Below are 21,570 nucleotides of genomic sequence, written 5' to 3' on the forward strand. Positions count from 1 at the left end.
GGAATGGGGACGGAGACCGGGTTGTACGGGTGGTCTTTGATGCGCGGCCAGGTTTGGCTTGGAGCGGACATTGACGTGAGCCGCGCATCGACGGGCCGTGGTGCGGCGATCCAACGCTCGTTCGGCAGAACTTTATCCCTGCCAAGTCAGGAAAACATCTAAGCAATGCGCAGGTTGCAGCCAAATCGCCGTGCCGTCGGGGCGGCCCGTCGATGCGCGGCGGTCTTCGACCGCGTATCGCGCGGGTGCTTTGATCCAAGGTCCGCTCCAAGCCAAAACCACGCCCCTAGCGCAGCTTGAGCGTTGCCAGCCCGATCATCGCCAATATCAGCGCGATGATCCAGAAGCGGATGACGATCTGCGGTTCGGCCCAGCCCTTTTTCTCGTAGTGGTGGTGGATGGGCGCCATCAGGAACACCCGCTTGCCGGTGCGCTTGAAATAAAACACCTGAATGATCACCGACAGGGCCTCGACCACGAACAGCCCGCCGACGATGCCCAGCACCAGCTCGTGCTTGGTGGCGACCGCGATCGCGCCCAACGCGCCGCCCAGCGCAAGCGACCCGGTATCGCCCATAAAGACCGCCGCCGGCGGCGCGTTATACCACAAAAACCCAAGACCGCCGCCCACGAGCCCGGCCACGAAGATCAGGATCTCGCCGGTCCCGGGCACATAATGCAACCCGAGATAATCGGTAAAATCGACCCGGCCCACGGCATAGGCAATGATCCCCAAGGCGCCGGATGCGATCATCACCGGCATGATCGCCAGACCGTCCAGCCCGTCGGTCAGGTTGACGGCATTGGCCGCACCGACGATCACGAACATCGCAAACGGAATGAAGAACACCCCGAGATTGATCAGCACATCCTTGAAGACCGGCAAGGCGAGTTGGTACTGCAACTCGTCGGGATGATGAAATCCGGCCCAGACCGCGGCAATCAGGGCAATCAGAAATCCAAGACCAAGCCGGACACGTCCCGAGACACCCGAGACGTTCTGCTTGCTGACCTTGGCATAGTCATCGGCAAAGCCGATCAACCCGAAGGCCAGGGTCACAAAGAGCAGGAGCCAGACATACGGATTGTCGAGACGGGCCCAGAGAAGCGTCGAGGTCACCAGCGCCCCCACGATCAGAAGCCCGCCCATGGTCGGCGTGCCGGCCTTGGTGAAATGCCCCTCGGGACCGTCGATGCGAATGGGCTGGCCCTTGCCCTGACGGCGGCGCAGCGACAGGATCAGCGGCGGGCCGAAAATGAAGCCGAAGATCAGCGCCGTCATGAACGCCCCGCCCGCCCGAAAGGTGATATAGCGAAAGAGGTTGAAGAAATCACCGCCGTCGGACCAGATGGTCAGCCAATAGAGCATTACGCGCTTCCTTTTCCTGTCAGCCGGCCCGCGCGGCGCAGCGCATCGACCACAAGGCTGACCTTGCTCCCTTTGGAGCCCTTTACCAACACCACGTCGCCCGCGTCTATCAGACGGTGCGCCTTGGGGGCCAATTGCTCTGCGGTTTCGGCCCATCGCCCGCGGCGCGCGTCGGGAAGTGCCTCCCAAAGGGCACGCATCCGAGGGCCAACACAATGGATTTCGTCCAGCCGCGCCACGAAGGGAAGGTCGGCCAGCCCCGAGTGGAGCGTGATCTCGCCTGCGCCCAGCTCCAGCATGTCGCCAAGAATCGCGATCCTGCGCCCACGCGACACGCGACCGACGCCATCGCGCGGCAGGCTTGCGGCCAGCACCTCGAGCGCGGCGGCCATTGAGCTTGGGTTGGCGTTGAACGCGTCGTCGATCAGATCAATGCTCATCCCGTCGCCCGCGAGATCGAGCACCAGCTCTTCGCGCGTGCCCCGGCCCATTGGCGGGGCCCACTCGGCCAGGTCCGCGATCGCCACGGCCCGGTCACAGCCGAGCACCTGCACCACCGCCAGCACCGCCAGAGCGTTGAGCGCGAAATGCCGGCCTGGCACGCCGACCTTGTAGATCAGCGGCGTCCGCCAGGCCCGCGCCCTGGCGACCGTCGAGCGGTCATGAAGTTCGACATTCAGCAACCGATGATGGGCACTGCGAGAGGTGCCAAAGCTGATGACGCGCTCTGCTGCCTGTTCTGCCGCCGCGCGCAGGATCGGGGCGGTGTCGACATCGGCATTGATGACGGCCACGCCGCCCGGCTCCAGCCCCTCGAAAATACTGGCTTTTTCCCGGGCAATGCCGTCGACGTTCTCGAATGCCTCAAGATGTGCGGCAGCGACCGTGGTGATCAGCGCCACATGCGGGCGGGCCATGCGCGCGAGCGGCGCAATCTCGCCGGGATGGTTCATGCCGATCTCGATGACCGCAAATTCGGTGTCCCGCGGCATCCGCGCCAGTGTCAGCGGCACGCCCCAATGGTTATTGTAACTCGCCTCGGCCGCATGTGCGCGGCCCTGACGACCGAGCACGTCGCGCAGCATCTCCTTGGTGGAGGTCTTGCCAACCGAGCCGGTGACGGCCACCACGCGCGCCGCGCTTCGCGCCCGGCCGGCCCGGCCCAATGCCTCCAGACCGGCTTGTACGTCATCGACGATCAGCAGCGGGGCATCGGCGGCCACATCGTCGGGCAGATGGCTCACTAGTGCCGCCGCGGCCCCCTTGGCCAGCGCCTGTTGCACGAACTCATGTCCGTCACGGGCCGCGCTCAGCGCCACAAAGAGATCGCCCGGTTGCAAGGTCCGAGTGTCGATTGACACGCCCGAGGCGCACCAGTCACCGGTGGCGCGACCGCCCGTGGCCTGCGCGGCGTCTTCAGCGCACCACAGCGTCATCCCATGCCCCCGTCGAGCACAGTGACCGCAAGACTGGACTGTTCGGCATCATCGAATGGCAGCACGTCATCCCCGACAATCTGCCCGGTCTCGTGCCCCTTGCCGCACACCAGAAGCGCATCGCCCGTGCCCAGCATGTCAACGCCGCGCAAAATGGCCTCGGCCCGGTCGCCCACCTCGATCGCACCCGGACAGCCCTCGAGCACGGCGGCGCGGATCGCGGCGGGATCCTCCGAGCGTGGGTTGTCATCGGTCACGATCACAAGATCGGCGTGGTCCGCGGCGGCCTGCCCCATCAAGGGACGCTTGGCCCGGTCCCGATCACCGCCAGCGCCCACGATTGCAATGAGGCGCCCCATGACATGCGGTCGCAGCGCCTTTATCGCAGTGGCGACCGCGTCGGGGGTATGGGCGTAATCCACGAAAACCGCCGCGCCGTTGTCGCGGGTGGCGGCGTGTTGCATCCGCCCGCGCACCGTGACCATGGCCGGCAGGGTCTCGAACACACGCTCTGCATCCGCGCCCGCCCCGATTGCCAGGCCACAGGCCAGCAGCACGTTTTCGCCCTGAAACCCGCCGATCAGGTTCAGCCGCATCTGATGCACGCGGTCCTCCCATTCGAAGCGCAGGACCTGACCGGTGGTGTCGAACCTCTGCGCCGACAGATGCAGGTCTGCCCCCGGCTCACGCCCGACGGTGATCAGGTCCTGCCCGCGTGCGGTGGCCAGCGCGGCCATGTCGGCACCGCGCCGATCGTCGATGTTGACGACCGCGACACCGTCGTCGGGCAGGACGCGGCCAAAGAGCCCTGCCTTGGCCGCGAAGTAGTCGTCAAAGCTGGCGTGGTAATCCAGATGATCCTGAGTGAAATTGGTAAAGCCCGCCGCCACCAGCCGCACCCCGTCGAGACGCCGCTGCGCAAGACCGTGCGACGACGCCTCCATCGCGGCATGGGTGATGCCGGCAAGCTCGCATTTGGCCAGCATCCGGTGCAGGGTGATCGGCTCTGGCGTGGTATGCGCCAGGGGCGCGCTATAGGCGCCTTCGACGCCGGTTGTGCCCAGGTTCACCGCGTCAAAGCCCAACCGGTCCCAGATCTGACGGGTGAATGTGGCGACCGAGGTCTTGCCATTGGTGCCGGTCACGGCGACCATCGTCTCGGGCTGTGCACCGAACCAAAGCGCCGACGCGTAGGCGAGGGTCTGACGCGGGTCTTCCGCGATGACCAGTGCGGCGGTGCTGGCCGCAAGCGCATCCTGCGCGATGCGCGCACCCGGCGCGTCGGTCAGGATCGCGCCTGCACCTTGCTGGAGAGCATATTCTATGAATGTCGCGCCATGCATCCTGGTGCCCGGCAAGGCGGCAAACAGGTAGTCTGCCCTCACCTCGCGGCTGTCCACCGCAAGGCCGGTGATCCGCGCCTGTCGCCCGGCCTGCGCCGTCAGGCCCAACTCCGCCAATGTCTTGATCTGCCCCACCGCACTGCCCCGTTCCGGCTCAATTAGATGTCTGCCTTATAGCAGCCAGATTGCCGGGTTCAATCTCGGGCCGCAGGCCAAGCAGCGGTCCGACGCGACGGATGATCTCGGCCGCCACCGGCACGGCCGTCCAGCCAGCGGTGCGGCGCGGCTCGCTGCCGGAGGTCTCGACCGGCTCATCCAGCGTCACGACCAGCACGTATTTCGGATCATGCGCGGGGAACATGCTGGCGAAGGTCGCGATCACCTTGTCCTTGTGATAGCCGCCACCGCGTTCCTTGGGCTTGTCTGCGGTCCCGGTCTTGCCACCGACCGCGTAGCCGGGCACCTCGCCAAGGCTCGCCGTGCCCTCGCTCACCACTTGGCGCAACATGCGCCGCATCGCACCTGCGGTCGCCTCGGACATCACCCTCGGGCCGGGCGCGCGCGCCTCGCCATGCAACAATGTGGGCGTCACCCGGCGTCCGCCATTGGCGATCGTGGCATACCCCGCCGCCAGATGCAGCGGGCTGACCGACAGGCCGTGACCATAAGAGATCGTCATGGTCGACAATTCGGACCAGTTCCTGGGCAGAAGCGGCGTGCTGCCCGACGCCTCGGTGATCTCGAGCGGCACCGCCGTGGTAAAGCCCAGTTGCTCCAGAAACTCTCTTTGCCGTTTCCCCCCGATCTGCATCGCAATCCGCGCAGTGCCGACATTGGAGGATTTGATGATCACTTTGCTGACGCTCAACTCGGGGCCGTAATTGTGAAAATCCCGGATCCGGAACTTGCCCCATTGCATCGGGCTCTTGGTGTTGATCATGGTCTCGGGGTTCACCAGGCCCAATTCGACGGCTTGCGCCACGGCGAAAATCTTGAACGTGCTTCCCAGCTCGTACACCCCCTGCACCGCGCGGTTGAAGATCGGGCTGTCGCTCGGGCTACCTTGGGTGGGCGGCGCGGGCCGGTCATTGGGGTCAAAATCGGGCAGTGACGCGACCGCCACCACCTCTCCGGTCTCGACCTCCATCAGGATACCGGCGGCGCCCTTGGCATTCATGATCTTCATGCCGCCATGCAGAACCCGCTCCAGCGCCGCCTGCACGCTCAGGTCGAGAGACAGCGTGAGCGGCTCGTGCGCGCGCGCCGGGTCGCGCAACCGGTCATCAAGGTATCGCTCGATCCCGGCCACGCCGACAACCTCAGCGGCATGCACCCCCTCGCGGCCAAAGCTCGCACCGCCCAGCACATGCGAGGCCAGGCGACCGTTGGGATAGAGCCGCATCTCGCGCGGGCCAAACAGCAGGCCCGGCTCGCCGATATCGTGCACCGCCTGCTTTTGTTCCGGGCTCAGCTTCTTTTTTATCCACAAGAACTTGCGCTTGCCCGTGAAATCCTTGACCAGGCGCTCACGCTCCAGATCGGGAAAGATCTCGACCAGCTTGTCGGCGGCGTCGATCGGGTCGATCATCTGTGGAGGTTGGGCATAGAGGCTATGGGTGTCGAAATTGGTGGCCAGAATGCGCCCCTCGCGATCGACGATATCGGCACGTTGCGCAAAGATCTTTGCGCCGGCAACGCTCGTCACCGGCTCTGCCGGCTCGGAGCTGGCCAGAACGGCCATGCGGCCGCCCACCACGGTGAACGCCGCGAAAAACACCGCGGCCAGGACCAGCAGGCGCCCTTCGGCCCGTCTGCGCGCGCGGTCGCGCATTTCCTCGTGCCGCAGGCGGATGTTCTCGCGCTCGATGGCGTCGGGATTCTCGCCCCGGCTGCGGGCCTCCAGAATACGGGCGAGCGGACGCAGCGGCGTGCGGATCATGGCTGTTGCTCCGAGTTCGAGACATCGACGGGGTTGGTGATCGGCAATTCGGGCGGGGCCGGGAAAGACACCTGATCGACCCGGCCGAACTGATAGGGCTGAAGCGGCATGAGGCCGAGCTTTTCATAGTTCAACTCGACCAGATCCATCAGACGGTCGGGGCGATTGAGATAGGCCCATTCGGCGTTGAGCACCCGCAGCCGGGCGCGCGCATCGCCGATGTCACGTTGCAATTTCTGCGCCTCGGCCTGCGCCTCTTGCGTGAGATAATTCTCGCGGTAGGCCCAGAAGGCGAGGCCGATCACGGCCAAAGCGGTGAGAACGTAAAGCAGGCTGCGCATCATCTGCCCCCCTTGAGCATCGGCATGCCGATGGCGCTGCGGTCAACGTGGCCCGACGGGGCCCCGGTGCGGGTTGCGACGCGCAGCTTGGCGCTGCGCGCGCGCGGGTTTTCATCCAGTTCCTGCGCGTCCGCGACGATGGCCTTGCGCGACTTGAGGGTGAATTGCGGGTCGGGCTGTTCGATCTTGGGGGCGTGGCGGCTGCCGCCGCCGGTGGCGCCTGCGCGGATCTGCAAGAAGCGTTTGACCATCCGGTCCTCGATGGAGTGGAAGGTCACGACAGCCAGCTGCCCGCCGGGTTTGAGGGCGCGTTCTGCCGCCTCCAGCCCCTCGATGAGCGCGCCGTATTCGTCGTTCACCGCGATGCGGATCGCCTGAAAGGTGCGGGTCGCGGGGTGGGTCTGGCCGGGCTTGGGGCGCGGCAGGCAGCGCTCGACGATCCCGGCCAGTTGCAGCGTGGTGTCGATGGGGGCGGCCTCGCGGGATCGCACGATGGATTTGGCGATGCGGCGGCTGGCGCGCTCCTCGCCGTAGAGAAAGATGATATTGGCAAGCTCGGCCTCGGGGGTCTCGTTGACCAGATCGGCGGCGGTGGGGCCGGACTGGCTCATCCGCATGTCGAGCGGGCCGTCGTTTCGGAAGGAAAAGCCGCGCGCGGCCTCATCGAGCTGCATCGAGGAGACGCCGAGATCGAGCACGACGCCGTCGAGATCGGTGGCGTAGTCGTCCATCTGCGCGAAATTGCCCTGCACGAGGCGCAGCCGGTCGCCGTATTCCGCGCCCCAGTCACGCGCGAGATCGAGCGCCAGCGGGTCACGGTCAACGCCGATGACCTGGGCCGCCCCGGCGTCCAGCAGCCCGCGCGCATAGCCGCCCGCGCCGAGCGTGCCATCAAGCCAGGTGCCGGTGACGGGGGCCACGGCCGCCAGAAGCGGGCGCAGCAGGACCGGGATATGCGGGGCGTCGGGGGATGTGGCGGCGGCAGCGGCCATGGCTTACGCCCCGTCCGGGTTGTCGAGCAGGATGAGCGGGTCGAAATCCTCGGGGAAGTCGTCGAGCCATTCCTCGGTCTTGGCCAGCTCCTCGGCCTCGTAGGTCTCGGGCTTCCAGATCTGGAAGGTGTCGCCGGCAGCGATGAAGAACGCCTCGCCTTCGAGGTCGATCTTGCGGCGCAGCTTGGCGGGCAGCACCAGCCGCCCGGTCTCGTCCACCGAGGTGGGAAAGCTCTGGCCGTGAAAGAGGCGCTGGAGATGCTTGCGCGCCTGCGAGCCGCGCGGAAGGGCGGCGATCTTGTCGTCCACCTCCTGCATCGCCTCGACGGTGTAGCATTCGAGGAAATTGCGGCGGTGGTCGCCATAGACGATGATGAGTTCGGGGCTGAGGCCGTCGGTCCAGTTCGGGTCGGAGGCCTCGATCACACGGCGATAGAGAGCCGGGATAGACACCCTGCCCTTTCCATCCACCTTGTGGAGACTCTCGCCTCTGAATATCCGGCCCACTGTCCCGTTGGTCCCTTGTTACGCCCCCGGCTGAAAACCTGCCCCCTCAGACACGAAACGGCGGGTTGATCTGCTGCCACTGATCAACCCGCCGCCCTCGTCCCGCTTGAGCGGGGTGTCCGACTGCGCGCGCCACCTGGGGGGATGTCTGCTCGCTCGCGCGCCGGATCTCTTTGTTCGATGAAAGCGGGTGCCTGTATGAAACCTGACTTGGGAGTTTTTGGGGTCTTGCTGCCCCTCTGTGTTCCCGTCCTCATCGTGGTTTATTGATACTATGGGAAGTCGTCCCATGGCAATGCTTTTTTGCCCTTGTGGATACATCATGTTGCTTTTGAGGCCCTTTCAAAACAACATAATGTGGTCTGATTCGGGAAATTTTTGGCCTATATTGTTATCTGTGAAAGATGTATCACAATATATGGCCTAAAAATCATGCTCCTCAAATTTCCCACGATTTCCAAAATTTTTTGCAATCACGCTTGGTTTGACGAGCAATACCGCCCTTTCCGGGCCAAATCAACAGGCCTTGCAAGGGCGGACCATGTGGCTGACTCGGCGAATCCACCTTGAATCGCAGGGAAATGATTCGACATGAGCGCGCCATCTGTGCCGCCCAGCGCAATCCGGCCCATGATTTCCCGTAGATCCCGCAATCTCCCGTCCGATCCCGGAGAAACGACGAAACCCCGCCCTTTCGGGACGGGGTTTCGCATGATCGAGGATTGGCCGCCCCGCACCGGAGCGAGGATCAGCTGACCAGACGGCGCAGCGCGGGCAGGCGTTGCAGCACCAGCACATCGAGCGCCAGCACGGTGATCAGCGTCAGCCCGGCCAAAGGAAAGGCCAGCGAGACCGCCAGCCCGACCAGCACCGCGCCCTGCCACATCGGCATGTCACGCGGCAAGGGTGGCGCGGCGAGACGTCCGCCTGCCCCGACCGGGCGGCGCTTCCACCACATCACCACGGAACTGACGCAGAGGAACAGCACCGAGAGGCAAAAGACGGTGTTGGCCAGCACACTCCACAGCCCGAGCGTGCCCATGTGCAGCGCGATGCCCACCGCCATCGCCTTGCCCGCCAGCGAATAATCGCCGTAGCGCACATCGGCGAGGATATTGCCGGTATACTGGTCCACATGCACGGTGCGGTCGCTGGTGGGGTCGGTGTCGTCGGTGTTCATCGAGTCGCGGTTGATGGTCCAGACGCCCGCCTCACCGTTCGGCAGGTTGAGCTGGTAGCGAGCGTCGAACCCGATCTCGCGCGCAAGCCCGTCGAGCGTGTCGATATCCACCGCCCTGCCGCCCTCGGCATCGACGCCCGCATGGCCCGCATGGCTGCCCGAGGCGGGCATCGGCGTGAGTTCCAGCGCCCAAGGCACCTCTTTGCGGTCGTGGTTCATGCTGGCATGGATATCGTCCGAGAGCGGCACGTTGTCCCATTTCTCGGCCGGGAACTGGCTCCAGGCCTGGACCATCTTTTCGCCCCAGATGCCCGCCCAGGCGAGGCCGGAGACGAGGAAGAACGCCAGCACGATGGAAATCCAGAAGCCCAGAACGCCATGCAGGGAGCGCCAGAGCGCGCGGCCCCGGCCAAAGGTGGGAATGAGTGCCGCCCGCCACCCGGCCTCGCGCGGCCACCACATGTAAAGGCCGGTGGCAATGAGCACCATGCCGAGCGAGGCCGCGATTTCCAGCATCCGGTCACCGGTCACGCCGAGCATCAGATCGCTGTGGATGCTGTCGGCGAAATCATACCAGCCGGAGCGGCGCGGGAAGATCTCCAGCACCTGCGCCGTATAGGGATCGACGACGACCATATTGGCCTCGCCGTCCAGATCGACGCGGAAGATCGCCGCCAGATCTCTGCTGCGCGGGGCCACGTATTGCTTGAGGGTGCCGCCGGGGATGGCGGCGGTGGCCGCCTGGGCCTGCTCGGAGACGGCGAGCGCCGCCTCTTGCGGGATCACCGGCGTGCGCTCGCCGTCGCGCCCGTCGACCCAGGATATCCAGAGCATCAGCATGCCGGTGACGGCAAGGATGCAGAAGAACGGGATCACGAAGAGGCCAGCGTAGAAATGCCAGCGCCAGGCGGCGAAATAAAACTTGTTCACCCCATCTCGCGTTTGCGCGGGGGCGAGGGTCGGATCGATAGAGGTCATGGAGGACTCCATAAGAAATGCCCCCTCACGGGGGCGACAGTCAAAAACTCGAACTTTTGAAAATATCAGGCGCGCGGTGGGGCGCGGCTATGTTGCAGGGCATGGGCGATGACACGCGGCACATCGATGTGCGGCGCAGACCAAAGCGCCACACGACGGGGCAATTGCCATGTCGCCAGTACGATAGCATGCGCGGGCATCAGCACGCCCGCGATCAGCCGACAGGCGTCGCAGCCCGTCATCCCCTGATGGTGCGGCGGCCCGTCCGGGGCGTGGCTGTCGCATATATCTGCGACGCTGCCACCGGCCGCGACAAAGGCGCGGAAATCTGGATTGGCCTCGCGGGTGGTGTCAACGCGATGTGCAAAGCCGACTGCGGCCAGTGCCACGCTGAGGGCAAAGACCAGAAGCAATCTTGAAAAGAGGCTCGAAACCACGGACATCACGGGTGACACTCTGCCACAGGTCAAACGCGCGCACCAGCCTCCATCGCAGGGGTTTGGTCGACCGCGCCGACCATATCAAGACGCATGTCGACGGCGGGCAAACTGATCTCTGGCGTGAAGCCCAGAACCACCTCTGCCAAAGAGCGAAACCCCACCGCCTCGCAAAACGCGGCGGCATTGAGCGGGCACAGGCAATGCAGATGACGAACACCGCCGCGCTGTGTCGCCTGTATGACTTCCATCATCAGCGCGCGTCCGATCCCCCGGCGCAGACAGTCAGGGGCGCAGGCCATGTGCCGCACATGCGCATGCCCTTGTGGACAGGTCCGGCCAAACGGGCTGATATCGCTCCAGCCAGCAACCCCGACGACCTCGTCATCGTATTCGGCCAACACGTAGCGCCCGCCAAAGAGCAGCGCGGGTGAAATGTCGGTCAGGACCGGGAGGGCCTTGCGCCGCAGCGCCACGGAATAGACCTGCGACATTTGCTGCGCATAGGCGTCGCGCAGGAGGTCGTTGATTGCCGCATGATCGGCGGGAAAGACGGGGCGTATCAAAAAGTCGGACATCGGAAACACTCTTTCGGTCGGACTGCCGGCCACCTGAGCGCCCAAAAGAAAAAGCCGCGCTCTGGTTGGCGCGGCTTTGGCTGTCTGGTCTGGGGGGGGCGATCTTACTTGATCTTGCCTTCCTTGTACTCGACATGCTTGCGCACCACGGGATCGTACTTTCGTACGGTCATCTTTTCGGTCATCGTGCGTGCGTTTTTCTTGGTCACGTAGAAATGGCCCGTGCCCGCGGTCGAGTTCAGACGGATCTTGATGGTCGTCGGCTTCGCCATTGGTTATCTCCTGCGCCGGGCAATCGGCTCGCCCGTGAATATCTCATGAAGTCTGCCTTTTACCGACGCGCGCGACCGAGTCAACCGCGATTGTCGTATCAGGCCGGGATTTCCTTGTTCAGGTGCCCTATGGCCTCTCAGTTCTGCGACAGACGGGTGGGCTGACGATAGAAATGATGCACGCCGATGGTCGCGGTGCGCGGCAGGCGGCTCGCCCAGCGCGGATTGACGGCGCGGGTGTGATAATGCGTGGCCCCATTGGTGAGATGCCGCGGCGCACCATCGACCATCAAACGTGCGACCTTGCCGACCTTACGAAAGGCGTCGGGTTCGGCGATGACCTCTTTGTGGCCGTCGCAGGTATAGGTGAACTGACACTGAAACTTGCGGCCCGTGCCCTGATGGATCACGTCACAGACCGTGTCGGGGTAATACGCGTCGTCGACCCGGTTCAGGATGACCTCGGCCACCGCGAATTGACCCTTGATGCTCTCGCCGCGCGCCTCGAAATAGAGCGCCTCGGCCAGGCACCGCCACTGCGCGCCGCCCTTGGCGGGTTCTTGATTGGCCAGCCATGCGGGGGAATAGCTGATTTCGGTCTCGGGTCGGCTGAGATAGCTGGCCATGCGATCGCCCGAAATCGAGCGCAATGCGCGCATTTCCTGTTCCATCAACCGGGTCACCGGGGTATCGGCCAAGACCGGCCCCGCCATGACCGCCATCGCCGCTGCGAGTGCAATCCGTTTCATCCAAGCTCTCCTGACCGGTGGGCGCGGGGCCCACTGCATCGCGGGGTCATAGCCAAAACGGCGCGATGCGTCCAGCCCGCCGCCCGGGCGGGCACAGGCCTGCGGTCTTTCGTGTCGCAACACGCGGTGTAATTTATCCGGATGTTGCGCGGTGGGCGGATTTACCTACTCGATTTTGTCCCGCGCGGTCAGCTGTGCGGCAGCAAGTCGCGCCACCGGGACACGGAAGGGCGAGCATGAAACGTAGTTGAATCCGGCCTCACGACAAAACGCGATTGATTCGGGGTTGCCGCCATGCTCTCCGCAGATCGACAGCGAGATGTCGGGATTGACCGCGCGCCCCCGCTCGGCACCGATCTTGAGCAGCTCGCCCACCCCGTCGATATCGAGCATGTGAAACGGATCTTCGGGATAGACACCCTGCTGCACGTAATCCGACATGAACCGCCCCGCGTCGTCGCGCGACAGGCCATAGGTCATCTGGGTCAAATCATTGGTGCCAAAGCTCAGGAACGAGACGAGATGCGCAAACTCGCCCGCCCGCAGCGCCGCGCGCGGTGTCTCGACCATGACGCCGAGCCGATAGGCGAAATCAAGCCCGGTCTCGTTGCGCACGGCGGCAGCGACGGCGTCGACCCGCGTCTTGACAAGCTCCACCTCGCGCTTGGCGCTGACCAGCGGGATCATGATCTCGGGCACCACCGGCGCGCCCTCGCGGCTGGCCTCCAGCGTCGCCTCGAAGATGGCCCGTGCCTGCATGTCGTAGATCTCGGGCACGGTGATGCCAAGGCGCACGCCGCGCATGCCGAGCATCGGATTGTATTCGCCCAGTGCCTCGACCCGTCGGGTCACGTCAGACAGCGGCAGGTCGAGCGCCTCGGCCAGTTGCAGGTGGCCTACCCGGTCGGTGGGCAGGAATTCGTGCAAGGGCGGGTCAAAGAGGCGGATACAGACCGGCAGCCCCTGCATGATCCGAAAGAGATTGGCCAGATCCTCACGCTGCATCGGCAAAAGGCGTTCGAGCACGGCGGCGCGGTCCTCGCTGCCATCGGCAAAGATCATCTCGCGCATCACCGTCAGCCGTTCGGTATCGAAGAACATGTGCTCTGTCCGGCACAGGCCGATGCCGCGCGCGTTGAATTTGCGCGCCACTTCGGCGTCGATCGGCGTATCGGCATTCGCACGCACCGCGATATCGCGCACATTGTCGGCCCAGCTCATCAGGGTCTGAAAGGAATCGTCGCGCGCGGCCTCCAGCAACGGCGTCTCACCGGCCAGAACCAGCCCGCCGGTGCCGTCGATGGTGATCAGATCACCGGCCTTGACCACCCGTCCATCCGGCATGGTCAGCTGCTTGCGCCGGGTCTGAAAGTGAATTTCGGAGGCGCCGACCACGCAAGGCAGGCCGATGCCGCGCCCGATCACCGCGGCATGGCTGGTCATGCCGCCGCGCTCTGTCAGCACGCCCGTTGCCGCGTGCATGCCGCGGATATCCTCGGGGCTGGTCTCGCGCCGCACCAGAATGCAAGGCTCGCCCCGCGATTGCGCCGCCTGCGCCTCTGCGGCGGAAAACACCACCCGGCCAGAAGCCGCCCCCGGGCTCGCGGCAATGCCGCGCGCCAGCACGTCGCGCTCGGCCTCCGGGTCGACCTGCCGGTGCAGCAACTCGTTGAGCGCGCGCGGCTCGATGCGCAAGAGCGCCTCTTCCCTGGAGATGATCCCGTCTTCGGCCAGGGCCACCGAGATCGCCACCGCCGCGCGCCCGTTGCGCGCCACGCGCAGCCCGTCGAGCAGCCAGACCTTGCCGTTCTCGATGGTGAACTCGGCCTGCATCTCCTCGCGCAAATGCTCGCGCATGAGCGCGGTATAGGCCTTGATCTCGTCAAACGCCTCCGGCGCCAGCTCCTCGAGCGATGGCCCGCGCGTGTCGCGTTCGAGATAGAGCGCATCCGCGCCGCGTTCGAGCGCGTCGCGGCCCTGGCTCTGGCTCAGGTAGCGCCCGGTGATCTGGCGCGCGCCGGTCTGGCTGTTGACCAGTTGCATGACCCCCGAGCCACATTCGCCCTGCCCCAGCCCCAGCGCCAGCTCCTGTACCACGAGCCCCAGCCCGGCATCCGCCGGGGCGCCCTTGGCCTGCCGCAAGAGGCGCGCGGTCGTGCCCTCCCACGCGCGCGCCATCGAGCGCAGCACCTCGGTCAACTGCTTGCCGGGGTCTTGGGGGAATTCTTCTTCGGTCTCGGATTCATAGGCCTTGAGCGCCTGCCCGAGCCCGCGCATCGGGTCTTCGTCGACATCCTCGAAGATATCAGGATCGAGCCGCGCGACGTGGATCGCATAGGCCTGAACGAAGCGCAGATAGATATCAGAGGCCGCCTGCTTGCCGATCCGTTCGGACAGATCGGCGAACCGCGCATCATTGATGCCGATGTTGAGCACCGCGCCCGGCCCGCCCCAATCGGGGTCTTCCGACGACGGGCGCACGCAAAGGAGCGGTCCCTCGCCGAACGGCGCGAGCAGCCGATCCATATCCGGCAGCTCCCCCGCGGCAATCCGGTGCACCGCCTCGAACGACAGTGCGATGGTGCGCGGCACGGGCAGGTCAAGCCGGACAAGACGCTGCAAGCACTTGGCGCGACCGCCATGGGTGTTGGCCCGCACAGGCGAGGACGGGGTGATCAGGGTGATATGCTGGTCGTCTTGCTGCACTGCGGCACCTTTCCTTTGTCCGCACCATACGCCCGATGGCACACAAGGCAAGGGAAAGGATAGCAGATCTGTGACAGGGCGAGGATGAGGCACGGGGCGGCGGGGGTTTGGTCTGGAGCGATCATCGGATTGAAGCACCCTGCGCGAAACGCGGCCCAACGGGCCGCCGCGCATCGTCGCGCCGCCCCCCGGCGCGGCGATTTGGCTGCAACCTGTTCTGCGCTCGGGTCTTTTTCGGGTTTGGCTGGCATAAAGCGCTGCCAGACCAGCGTTGGATCGCCACACCGCGGCACGACGCTGCGCGGCTTAAACCTATGGCGGCAAACCGCCCTACCCCTCTACGCGGGTGAGGTCGGCGGCCTGCAGGCAGATGGTGCGGATACGGCTGAGCAGGTTGAGGCGGTTGCGGCGCAGCACCTGATTGTAGACATTGACCTGCACCGCCTCGAAAAACGCATCGACGGCCGGGCGCAGGGCGGCCATGGCGCGCATCGCCCCGGCGAAATCCTCGGTCTTGAGGGCGGCGGCAATCTGCGGCTCTGCGGTGTCGAGGGCGGCGAAAAGCGCCTTTTCCTCGTCGGTCTCGGCGAATTTCACATCCGCGCCGAAGGAGTATTCGACGCCGTCCTTTTCCTCGGCCTGTGTGAGGATGTTGTTGGCCCGCTTGAAGCCCTGCAACAGGTTCTCACCATCATCGGTGCTCAGGAACGCCCCGAGCGCGCGGGCGCGGTGGACGAGCAGGGTGAGGTCGTCATTGCCCTCCATCGCAAGGCAGGCGTCGATCACGTCATGGCGGATACCCTCGTCCTTGAGATGGACCTTGAGACGGTCGTGGAGGAAGGCGAGGAGGTCGTTGGTTTTCTTTGGACTACCAGCAAAAACTTCATCGGCTAGCGTTTGTGCCGCAGCGCGACGTTCGTCAAACGTCAGATCATCCGATTTAATCGCGCGCGCAAGATAATCAATTACTTGCGGATCTTTCCAGTGGTCGCGTTCATACAACAAACCTTCGGGCCAGGAGAGCCATCTCTCGTCAAATATTTCGTCCATGTCTGCGTGCGAACGAAGACTGTCCGCCTCGTTTCGCGTGATCGCGGTTCGAATAAGATCGCATAGCAAAACACGCAACCCATTCCCCAACACCAACCGAATTACCCCCAAAGCCGCGCGGCGCAGCGCGTAGGGGTCTTTCGAGCCGGTGGGCTTCTCGTCAATCGCCCAGAACCCGGTCAGCGTGTCGATCTTGTCGGCCAGCGCCACGGCGACCGAGACCGGGGCGAAGGGCACGGCGTCGCCCGGCCCCAGCGGCTTGTAATGCTCCTCGCAGGCCTCGGGCACGCCATCGTCATGGCCTGCGGCCTGTGCGTAATAGCGGCCCATCAGCCCCTGCAATTCGGGGAATTCGCCGACCATTTCGGATTGCAGATCGGCCTTGGCCACGCGCGCGGCCTCGGCGGCGAGATCGGGCTTGGCGCCCACCAGCGGTGCGATCTCGCGCGCCAGCGCCGCGATGCGCGCCACCCGGTCGGCCTGTGATCCCAGCTTGTTGTGGAAGGTGACGTCGCGCAGGCCCTCGGCCATGCCTTCGAGGCCCCGCTCTCGTACCGTGCGCAGGTCATTCTCCCAAAAGAATTTCGCGTCGCTGAGCCTAGCGGCCAGCACCTTTTGATTGCCCGCGAGGATGGTCGCGCCGTGGTCCGCCGTCTCGACATTGGCGACGGTGACGAAGCGTTCGATGCGGCCGGTCTTGGGGTTGCGGACCGAAAAGAACTTCTGATGTTCCTTCATCGAGGTCTGCAACACCTCGGGCGGCAGGTCGAGAAAATCGTCGTCGATCCGGCCCATCAGCACCACGGGCCATTCCACCAGCCCCGCGACCTCCGAGAGCAGCCCGCGATCCTCGACCACCTCGCAGCCGGCGGCGAAGGCCTGATTGGTGGCGTCCTGCCAGATCGCCTCGGCCCGCTCGGCGGCGTCGAGCACCACATGGGCGCGCTTGAGGCGGGCGGCGTAATCGTCGAAGGAGGTCACAGAAAACGCATCGGGGGCCATGAAGCGGTGGCCGCGCGTCGTGTTGCCCGCGCGGATGCCATCCACTTCGAGATCGACCACCTGCGCCTCGCCATCGTCACTGGTCAGGATGCAGAGGATGGAGTGCAGCGGGCGCACCCAGCGCAGGGAGCCCGCGCCCCAGCGCATCGACTTGGGCCACGGGAAATTGCGAATGAGCTTTTCCAGCTCCTCGGCGACGATGTCGGCGGCGGGGCGTCCGGGCCGGGTGAGGGTGGCGTAATAGACCTGGCCCTTTTTCTCATCGCGGATTTCGAGATCCTCGCGGGCCACGCCCGCGCCGCGCAGAAAACCCTCGATGGCCTTGTCCGGTGCATCGACGCGGGGGCCCTTGCGCTCTTCGCTTGTGGTGGGGCTGGTGGCGAGCAGCCCGTGCACCGTCAGCGTCAGCCGCCGGGGCGTGGAGAACGCCGCCGCGCCTGCATAGGTCAGCCCAGCCTCGACCAGCGCATCTGTCAGGCGCGCGCGCAGGTCGTCGGCCGCCTTGGCCTGCATGCGCGCGGGGATTTCCTCGGAGAAGAGTTCGATCAGCAGATCAGGCATGGTCGTCAATATCCTTGCGGCGGTTTGGGGCAATCCTCGGGCGCGCGCTGGCCGTCAAACACCACCTCGCCGCAGCGGTTGATCTGGTGCCAGACATAGCCCCTGCCGTCCTCGGTGATGGCGACGATGCGGTCGATGCCGTATTGAATGTCTTTTTGGCCGAGAAAGGCCAGCGCGCGCCCGTCTTCGAGCGCGGCCCCGAGGGCCTGCGCATCGAAACAGTCGAACCAGCCGGGGGCATTGAGCGGCTCGGCGCGCTCGAAGAGTTCATAGGTCTCGGTGAGCATCGGATGGCTCAGCGTGGTGGTGAAACAGGCGCGGTAGCGGATCGGGCTGCTATCGGCGTCGATCGCCTGAAACGCGTCATAGAGCACCGGCTCGGGCGCGCCGGTGACGAGCGAGGTCAGTTGCACATCGTCGGTGCCGGTGGCCGCCACCTCTTCGTAGAAGTGATAGACCTGAAGGTAATAAAGGGCCGCCCCGGCCACCAATGCGGATATCAAGATCGCCCCCGCCAGAAATTTGCCCATTACGCCGCCTGCCCCCCGGCCTCTGTCTGCACGAAGGCATCGGCGCATTTTTTGGCCAGTGCGCGCACGCGACCGATATAGGCCTGCCGCTCGGTCACGGAAATGACGCCGCGCGCATCGAGCAGGTTGAAGATGTGCGACGCCTTGATGCACTGGTCATAGGCGGGATGGGCCATGATGATGCGTTTGGCCGTTTTGGGGTCGGTGGCCTCTTGGGCGAGGATCGCCTCGCATTCGGCCTCGGCCTCCTCGAAATGGCGCAGGAGCACCTCGGTGTTGGCCACATCGAAATTCCAGCGGCTGTATTCCTCTTCGGTCTGGCGGAACACATCGCCATAGGTCAGGGGAATGGGTGCTGCGGGGTCGTTGAAGGGCATCTCCATCACGTGGTCGATGCCCAGCACATACATCGCGAGACGTTCCAGACCATAGGTCAGCTCACCCGAGACAGGGTGGCAATCATGCCCGCCGACCTGCTGGAAATAGGTGAACTGCGAGACTTCCATGCCGTCGCACCAGACCTCCCACCCGAGGCCCCATGCGCCGAGCGTCGGGCTTTCCCAGTCGTCCTCGACAAAGCGGATGTCGTGCAGGGCCATGTCGATGCCAATGGCGCGCAGGCTGCCGAGGTAAAGGTCTTGCAGGTCAGGCGGTGAGGGTTTGATCAGCACCTGATACTGGTAATAATGCTGGAGCCGGTTGGGGTTCTCGCCATAGCGCCCGTCGGTGGGGCGGCGCGAGGGCTGCACATAGGCGGCGGCCCAGGGTTTGGAGCCCAGAGAGCGCAGCGTGGTCGCGGGGTGAAAGGTGCCTGCGCCGACCTCCATGTCATAGGGCTGCATCACGGCACAGCCCTGCGCGGCCCAATAGCTTTGCAGCCGCAGGATGATCTCCTGAAAGCTGCGCGGTTTCTCGATCTGCTCGCTCATGCCTCTACCCGGACCTGCCCTGATTTTCCGCCCCTACCTAGGCCGGGCGCGAGACGGGGTCAATCAGGCAGCGCGTGCCACATTGCCCAAAGCAAGGCAGACGCGGCGCCAAGCCGGTGCGGGGCGGACCAGCCCATGACCCACGCGAATATTTCGGGTGCATCGGTCGGCATTTTTGCTAAAACACCCCAAAGGTCTGACTGACCGTCACACGACACGACCAAGGAAAACCGATGGCGCGTATTGTTCTGGGATTCATTTTAGTTGTTTTCATGGCCGTGCCAGCGGTCCGGGCACAGGACGAGCCCCTCGTCTGGGTCCAGATCGAGGCCAAAGCCAGCCTCAACGAGGCGCAGCTTGCCGCGCGGGGCTATGCGGCCGACCTCACGGATGTGAATGGCTTTTCACTCGGGCGGGGCTGGTATGCGATCGCGCTCGGGCCCTACCGGCGCGATGAGGCAGAACGCGTGCTGCAGGTCTATCGCGCCGAGGGCGTCATCGCGCCCGACAGCTATATCGCTGAAAGCTCTGATTACGAACAACAATTCTGGCCCATCGGCGCGAACCTTCTCGATCAGCCTGCCCCTGTGGCACCAGACAGCCCACCCGAGATCGCCGATGCGCCTGCCCCGCTCCCGGAGCCCGAGCCGGTTCTGGAGACCCCGCAAGAGGCCCGCGCCAGCGAACGGCTGCTCAGCCGCGCCGAGCGCGAAGAGTTGCAGGTCGCGCTCAAATGGGCCGGGTTCTACGCGGGCCGGATCGACGCGGCGTTTGGCCGGGGCACGCGCGCGGCGATGGCCCGCTGGCAAGACGCCAACGGGTTTGACATCACGGGCATCCTGACAACCCGGCAACGCGCCGACTTGCTGACGCAGTACAACGCGGTGTTTGACGGGCTCGGCCTCGAGATTGTGCGGGACAATGCCACCGGGATCGCCATGGAGATGCCGACCGATGTGGTGGAGTTTGATCGCTATGAGCCCCCGTTCGCGCATTTCAATGCCACCGGCGATATCGACGCCCGCGTGCTTCTGATCAGCCAACAGGGCGACCGCGCCACCCTGGGCGGTCTTTACGATATCATGCAGACGCTCGAAATCGTTCCCGAAACAGGGCCCCGCACCCTCGACGATGACAGCTTTACGCTGATTGGCGAGGGCGCGTTGCAAATCTCTCAGACACAGGTCTGGCTGCGCGATGGGCAGGTCAAGGGGTTTACCCTGATCTGGCCCGCCGGCGACGAGGCGCGGCGCACCCGGCTCCTGGACCGCATGCAGGACAGTTTTGAATGGCTGCCCGGCACGCTGGACCCCGCCGAAGGCCGTGGCGAGCAGAGCATCGATCTGGTGTCAGGTCTGGAAATTCGCCAGCCCAAGCTGTCGCGCTCGGGCTTTTTCGTTGACGCGGGCGGCGCGGTGCTGACCACCGCCGAGGCGGTACGGAATTGCGGGCGCATCACGATTGACGAGAGCTACGAGGCCGACGTCACGCTGACCGATGACGGGATTGGCGTGGCGATCCTGAAACCCCGGCAGCGCCTTGCACCGCTGGAGGTTGCCACATTTCAGGAGATCACCCCGCGTCTGCAAAGCGATGTCGCCGTCGCGGGCTATTCCTATGGCGGGATACTGGGCGCACCGACACTGACCTATGGGCAACTCTCGGACTTGCGCGGGTTGAACGGCGAGTCGCATCTCAAGCGGCTGGCGCTCAACGCGCTTGAGGGGGATGCTGGCGGGCCTGTGCTCGACACCGGCGGCGCGGTGCTCGGAATGCTGCTGCCCCAGTCGCGGGACGGGGGACGCGTGCTGCCCGATGATGTGAGCTTTGCCGCAACCAACGGCGCCTTGCAGGACGTGCTGAGCCGCGGGGGGATTACGCCGCGCACCACGTCGGGCCAGGACCGCATTTCGCCCGAGGCACTCACCGACCGGGCCAGCGCAATGACCGCCTTGGTCAGCTGCTGGGAATAACTCCAATTCAACATTATTTTTCTACGTCTGAGCCCCTTGAAGTCACTGATTTCAAGGGGTTGCGGCGATGTGTGTGGGCTGTGGCGCCGACCGCCCCGCCAGGATCGGAATAATTGTCTCCAAACGCCGTTCTTTTGACATGGTCTTGGCCCCGAGCCACCCGCGCCAAGCGCTTTGAATAGGCGCACCGAAGAGCGTGGGCGAGACCGGCACGCCGGATCGTCGAAGTGTCAATAAGGAGTTTGGAACATGAAGAAGATCCTTTCGATTGCCGCCGCGGCAACACTTGTTTTCGCGGGCACCGTGCAGGCCGATGTCTCAAAAAAGGTGGGACGCGCAACGCAGATCAAGGGCGGCACCGGTAGCGTGGCGCCTCCGGTGTCGCATCAGGGGCAGTGGTGGACCCACCCTATCGGTTGCGAGTATTCTCGTGCCGGGCGGCCCGGGGAAATCGTATGGTACCTGATCATCAATACCGCGCGCCCCGGCTGTCCGACCTACATTCCGGTGCGCGGGTTCAAGGATATATATTAGAGGCGGAGCCATGCACCGTGATCAACGGGTCGGGTGTTGGCCTGGAGCTGCCGTTCAAGTGCAGCACCAATGCGCGGAATCAAGGTGCCGCAGGCACCGCCGCGCAGCGCCCGACCGCCCCCTCGGGCGGGCGCTTTTGCAACGTTTCAAGCCATTGAAAACGC

Annotated in this window: 18 protein-coding genes; 2 read left to right on the forward strand and 16 right to left on the reverse strand. The window is 64.8% G+C overall.

Annotated elements, in window-relative coordinates; translation table 11 throughout:
• Window positions 1-286 precede the first annotated feature (286 nt).
• The 16 genes from mraY to Q0X85_RS02985 all read right to left on the reverse strand — a co-directional run bounded on the left by mraY (window position 287) and on the right by Q0X85_RS02985 (window position 18,899).
• Window positions 287-1,369, reverse strand: coding sequence for a phospho-N-acetylmuramoyl-pentapeptide-transferase (mraY, locus tag Q0X85_RS02910; RefSeq protein WP_297768745.1), 1,083 nt, complete (start codon window positions 1,367-1,369; stop codon window positions 287-289).
• Window positions 1,369-2,805, reverse strand: coding sequence for a UDP-N-acetylmuramoyl-tripeptide--D-alanyl-D-alanine ligase (gene murF, locus Q0X85_RS02915; protein ID WP_297768748.1), 1,437 nt, complete (start codon window positions 2,803-2,805; stop codon window positions 1,369-1,371). Before murF ends, mraY begins: the two co-directional genes overlap by 1 nt.
• Window positions 2,802-4,283 (reverse strand): UDP-N-acetylmuramoyl-L-alanyl-D-glutamate--2,6-diaminopimelate ligase, encoded by a 1,482-nt coding sequence (locus tag Q0X85_RS02920; protein ID WP_297768750.1) that lies wholly within the window; start codon window positions 4,281-4,283, stop codon window positions 2,802-2,804. Before Q0X85_RS02920 ends, murF begins: the two co-directional genes overlap by 4 nt.
• 19 nt (window positions 4,284-4,302) lie before the next feature.
• On the reverse strand, window positions 4,303-6,087 hold the full coding sequence (locus Q0X85_RS02925) for a penicillin-binding protein 2 (RefSeq protein ID WP_297768753.1): 1,785 nt from the start codon (window positions 6,085-6,087) through the stop codon (window positions 4,303-4,305).
• Window positions 6,084-6,428, reverse strand: coding sequence for a cell division protein FtsL (locus Q0X85_RS02930; protein ID WP_297768796.1), 345 nt, complete (start codon window positions 6,426-6,428; stop codon window positions 6,084-6,086). The genes Q0X85_RS02925 and Q0X85_RS02930 overlap by 4 nt, the downstream gene beginning before the upstream one ends.
• Window positions 6,428-7,420: a 16S rRNA (cytosine(1402)-N(4))-methyltransferase RsmH gene (gene rsmH / locus Q0X85_RS02935; protein WP_297768756.1), complete on the reverse strand. Its 993-nt coding sequence runs from the start codon at window positions 7,418-7,420 to the stop codon at window positions 6,428-6,430. The genes Q0X85_RS02930 and rsmH overlap by 1 nt, the downstream gene beginning before the upstream one ends.
• A 3-nt stretch (window positions 7,421-7,423) precedes the next feature.
• On the reverse strand, window positions 7,424-7,927 hold the full coding sequence (gene mraZ, locus Q0X85_RS02940) for a division/cell wall cluster transcriptional repressor MraZ (RefSeq protein WP_297768759.1): 504 nt from the start codon (window positions 7,925-7,927) through the stop codon (window positions 7,424-7,426).
• Between the two features lie 748 nt (window positions 7,928-8,675).
• Entirely contained in the window at window positions 8,676-10,085 is a 1,410-nt protein-coding gene (locus Q0X85_RS02945) for a PepSY domain-containing protein (RefSeq protein WP_297768762.1), read from the reverse strand.
• Between the two features lie 65 nt (window positions 10,086-10,150).
• Entirely contained in the window at window positions 10,151-10,540 is a 390-nt protein-coding gene (locus Q0X85_RS02950; protein WP_297768765.1) for a hypothetical protein, read from the reverse strand.
• 11 nt (window positions 10,541-10,551) lie between these two features.
• On the reverse strand, window positions 10,552-11,100 hold the full coding sequence (locus Q0X85_RS02955; RefSeq protein ID WP_297768768.1) for a GNAT family N-acetyltransferase: 549 nt from the start codon (window positions 11,098-11,100) through the stop codon (window positions 10,552-10,554).
• A 104-nt stretch (window positions 11,101-11,204) separates the two neighbouring features.
• Window positions 11,205-11,372 carry a 50S ribosomal protein L33 gene (rpmG, locus tag Q0X85_RS02960; RefSeq protein WP_007799108.1) on the reverse strand — a complete coding sequence of 56 codons (168 nt, stop codon included), beginning with the start codon at window positions 11,370-11,372 and terminating at the stop codon, window positions 11,205-11,207.
• Window positions 11,373-11,509: 137 nt separating this feature from the next.
• Entirely contained in the window at window positions 11,510-12,121 is a 612-nt protein-coding gene (locus Q0X85_RS02965; RefSeq protein ID WP_297768771.1) for a cell wall hydrolase, read from the reverse strand.
• A 165-nt stretch (window positions 12,122-12,286) separates the two neighbouring features.
• A complete protein-coding gene (locus tag Q0X85_RS02970; RefSeq protein WP_297768774.1) occupies window positions 12,287-14,827 on the reverse strand; it encodes a putative PEP-binding protein in 2,541 nt (846 codons plus the stop codon).
• 330 nt (window positions 14,828-15,157) lie between these two features.
• Entirely contained in the window at window positions 15,158-17,440 is a 2,283-nt protein-coding gene (gene glyS / locus Q0X85_RS02975; protein WP_297768776.1) for a glycine--tRNA ligase subunit beta, read from the reverse strand.
• 5 nt (window positions 17,441-17,445) lie between these two features.
• On the reverse strand, window positions 17,446-17,970 hold the full coding sequence (locus tag Q0X85_RS02980) for a DUF6446 family protein (RefSeq protein ID WP_297768778.1): 525 nt from the start codon (window positions 17,968-17,970) through the stop codon (window positions 17,446-17,448).
• Window positions 17,970-18,899, reverse strand: coding sequence for a glycine--tRNA ligase subunit alpha (locus Q0X85_RS02985; RefSeq protein WP_297768780.1), 930 nt, complete (start codon window positions 18,897-18,899; stop codon window positions 17,970-17,972). The genes Q0X85_RS02980 and Q0X85_RS02985 overlap by 1 nt, the downstream gene beginning before the upstream one ends.
• A 233-nt stretch (window positions 18,900-19,132) precedes the next feature.
• On the opposite strand from Q0X85_RS02985, the gene Q0X85_RS02990 reads away from it, so the two are divergent.
• Together Q0X85_RS02990 and Q0X85_RS02995 are read left to right on the forward strand one after the other, a co-directional pair.
• Window positions 19,133-20,872, forward strand: coding sequence for a trypsin-like peptidase domain-containing protein (locus Q0X85_RS02990; protein ID WP_297768783.1), 1,740 nt, complete (start codon window positions 19,133-19,135; stop codon window positions 20,870-20,872).
• Window positions 20,873-21,121: 249 nt separating this feature from the next.
• Complete coding sequence (locus Q0X85_RS02995) at window positions 21,122-21,406, forward strand: hypothetical protein (protein ID WP_297768786.1); 285 nt, start codon at window positions 21,122-21,124, stop codon at window positions 21,404-21,406.
• Window positions 21,407-21,570 lie beyond the last annotated feature (164 nt).

This window comes from uncultured Roseovarius sp., from assembly GCF_947259555.1.
GTDB lineage: Bacteria > Pseudomonadota > Alphaproteobacteria > Rhodobacterales > Rhodobacteraceae > Roseovarius.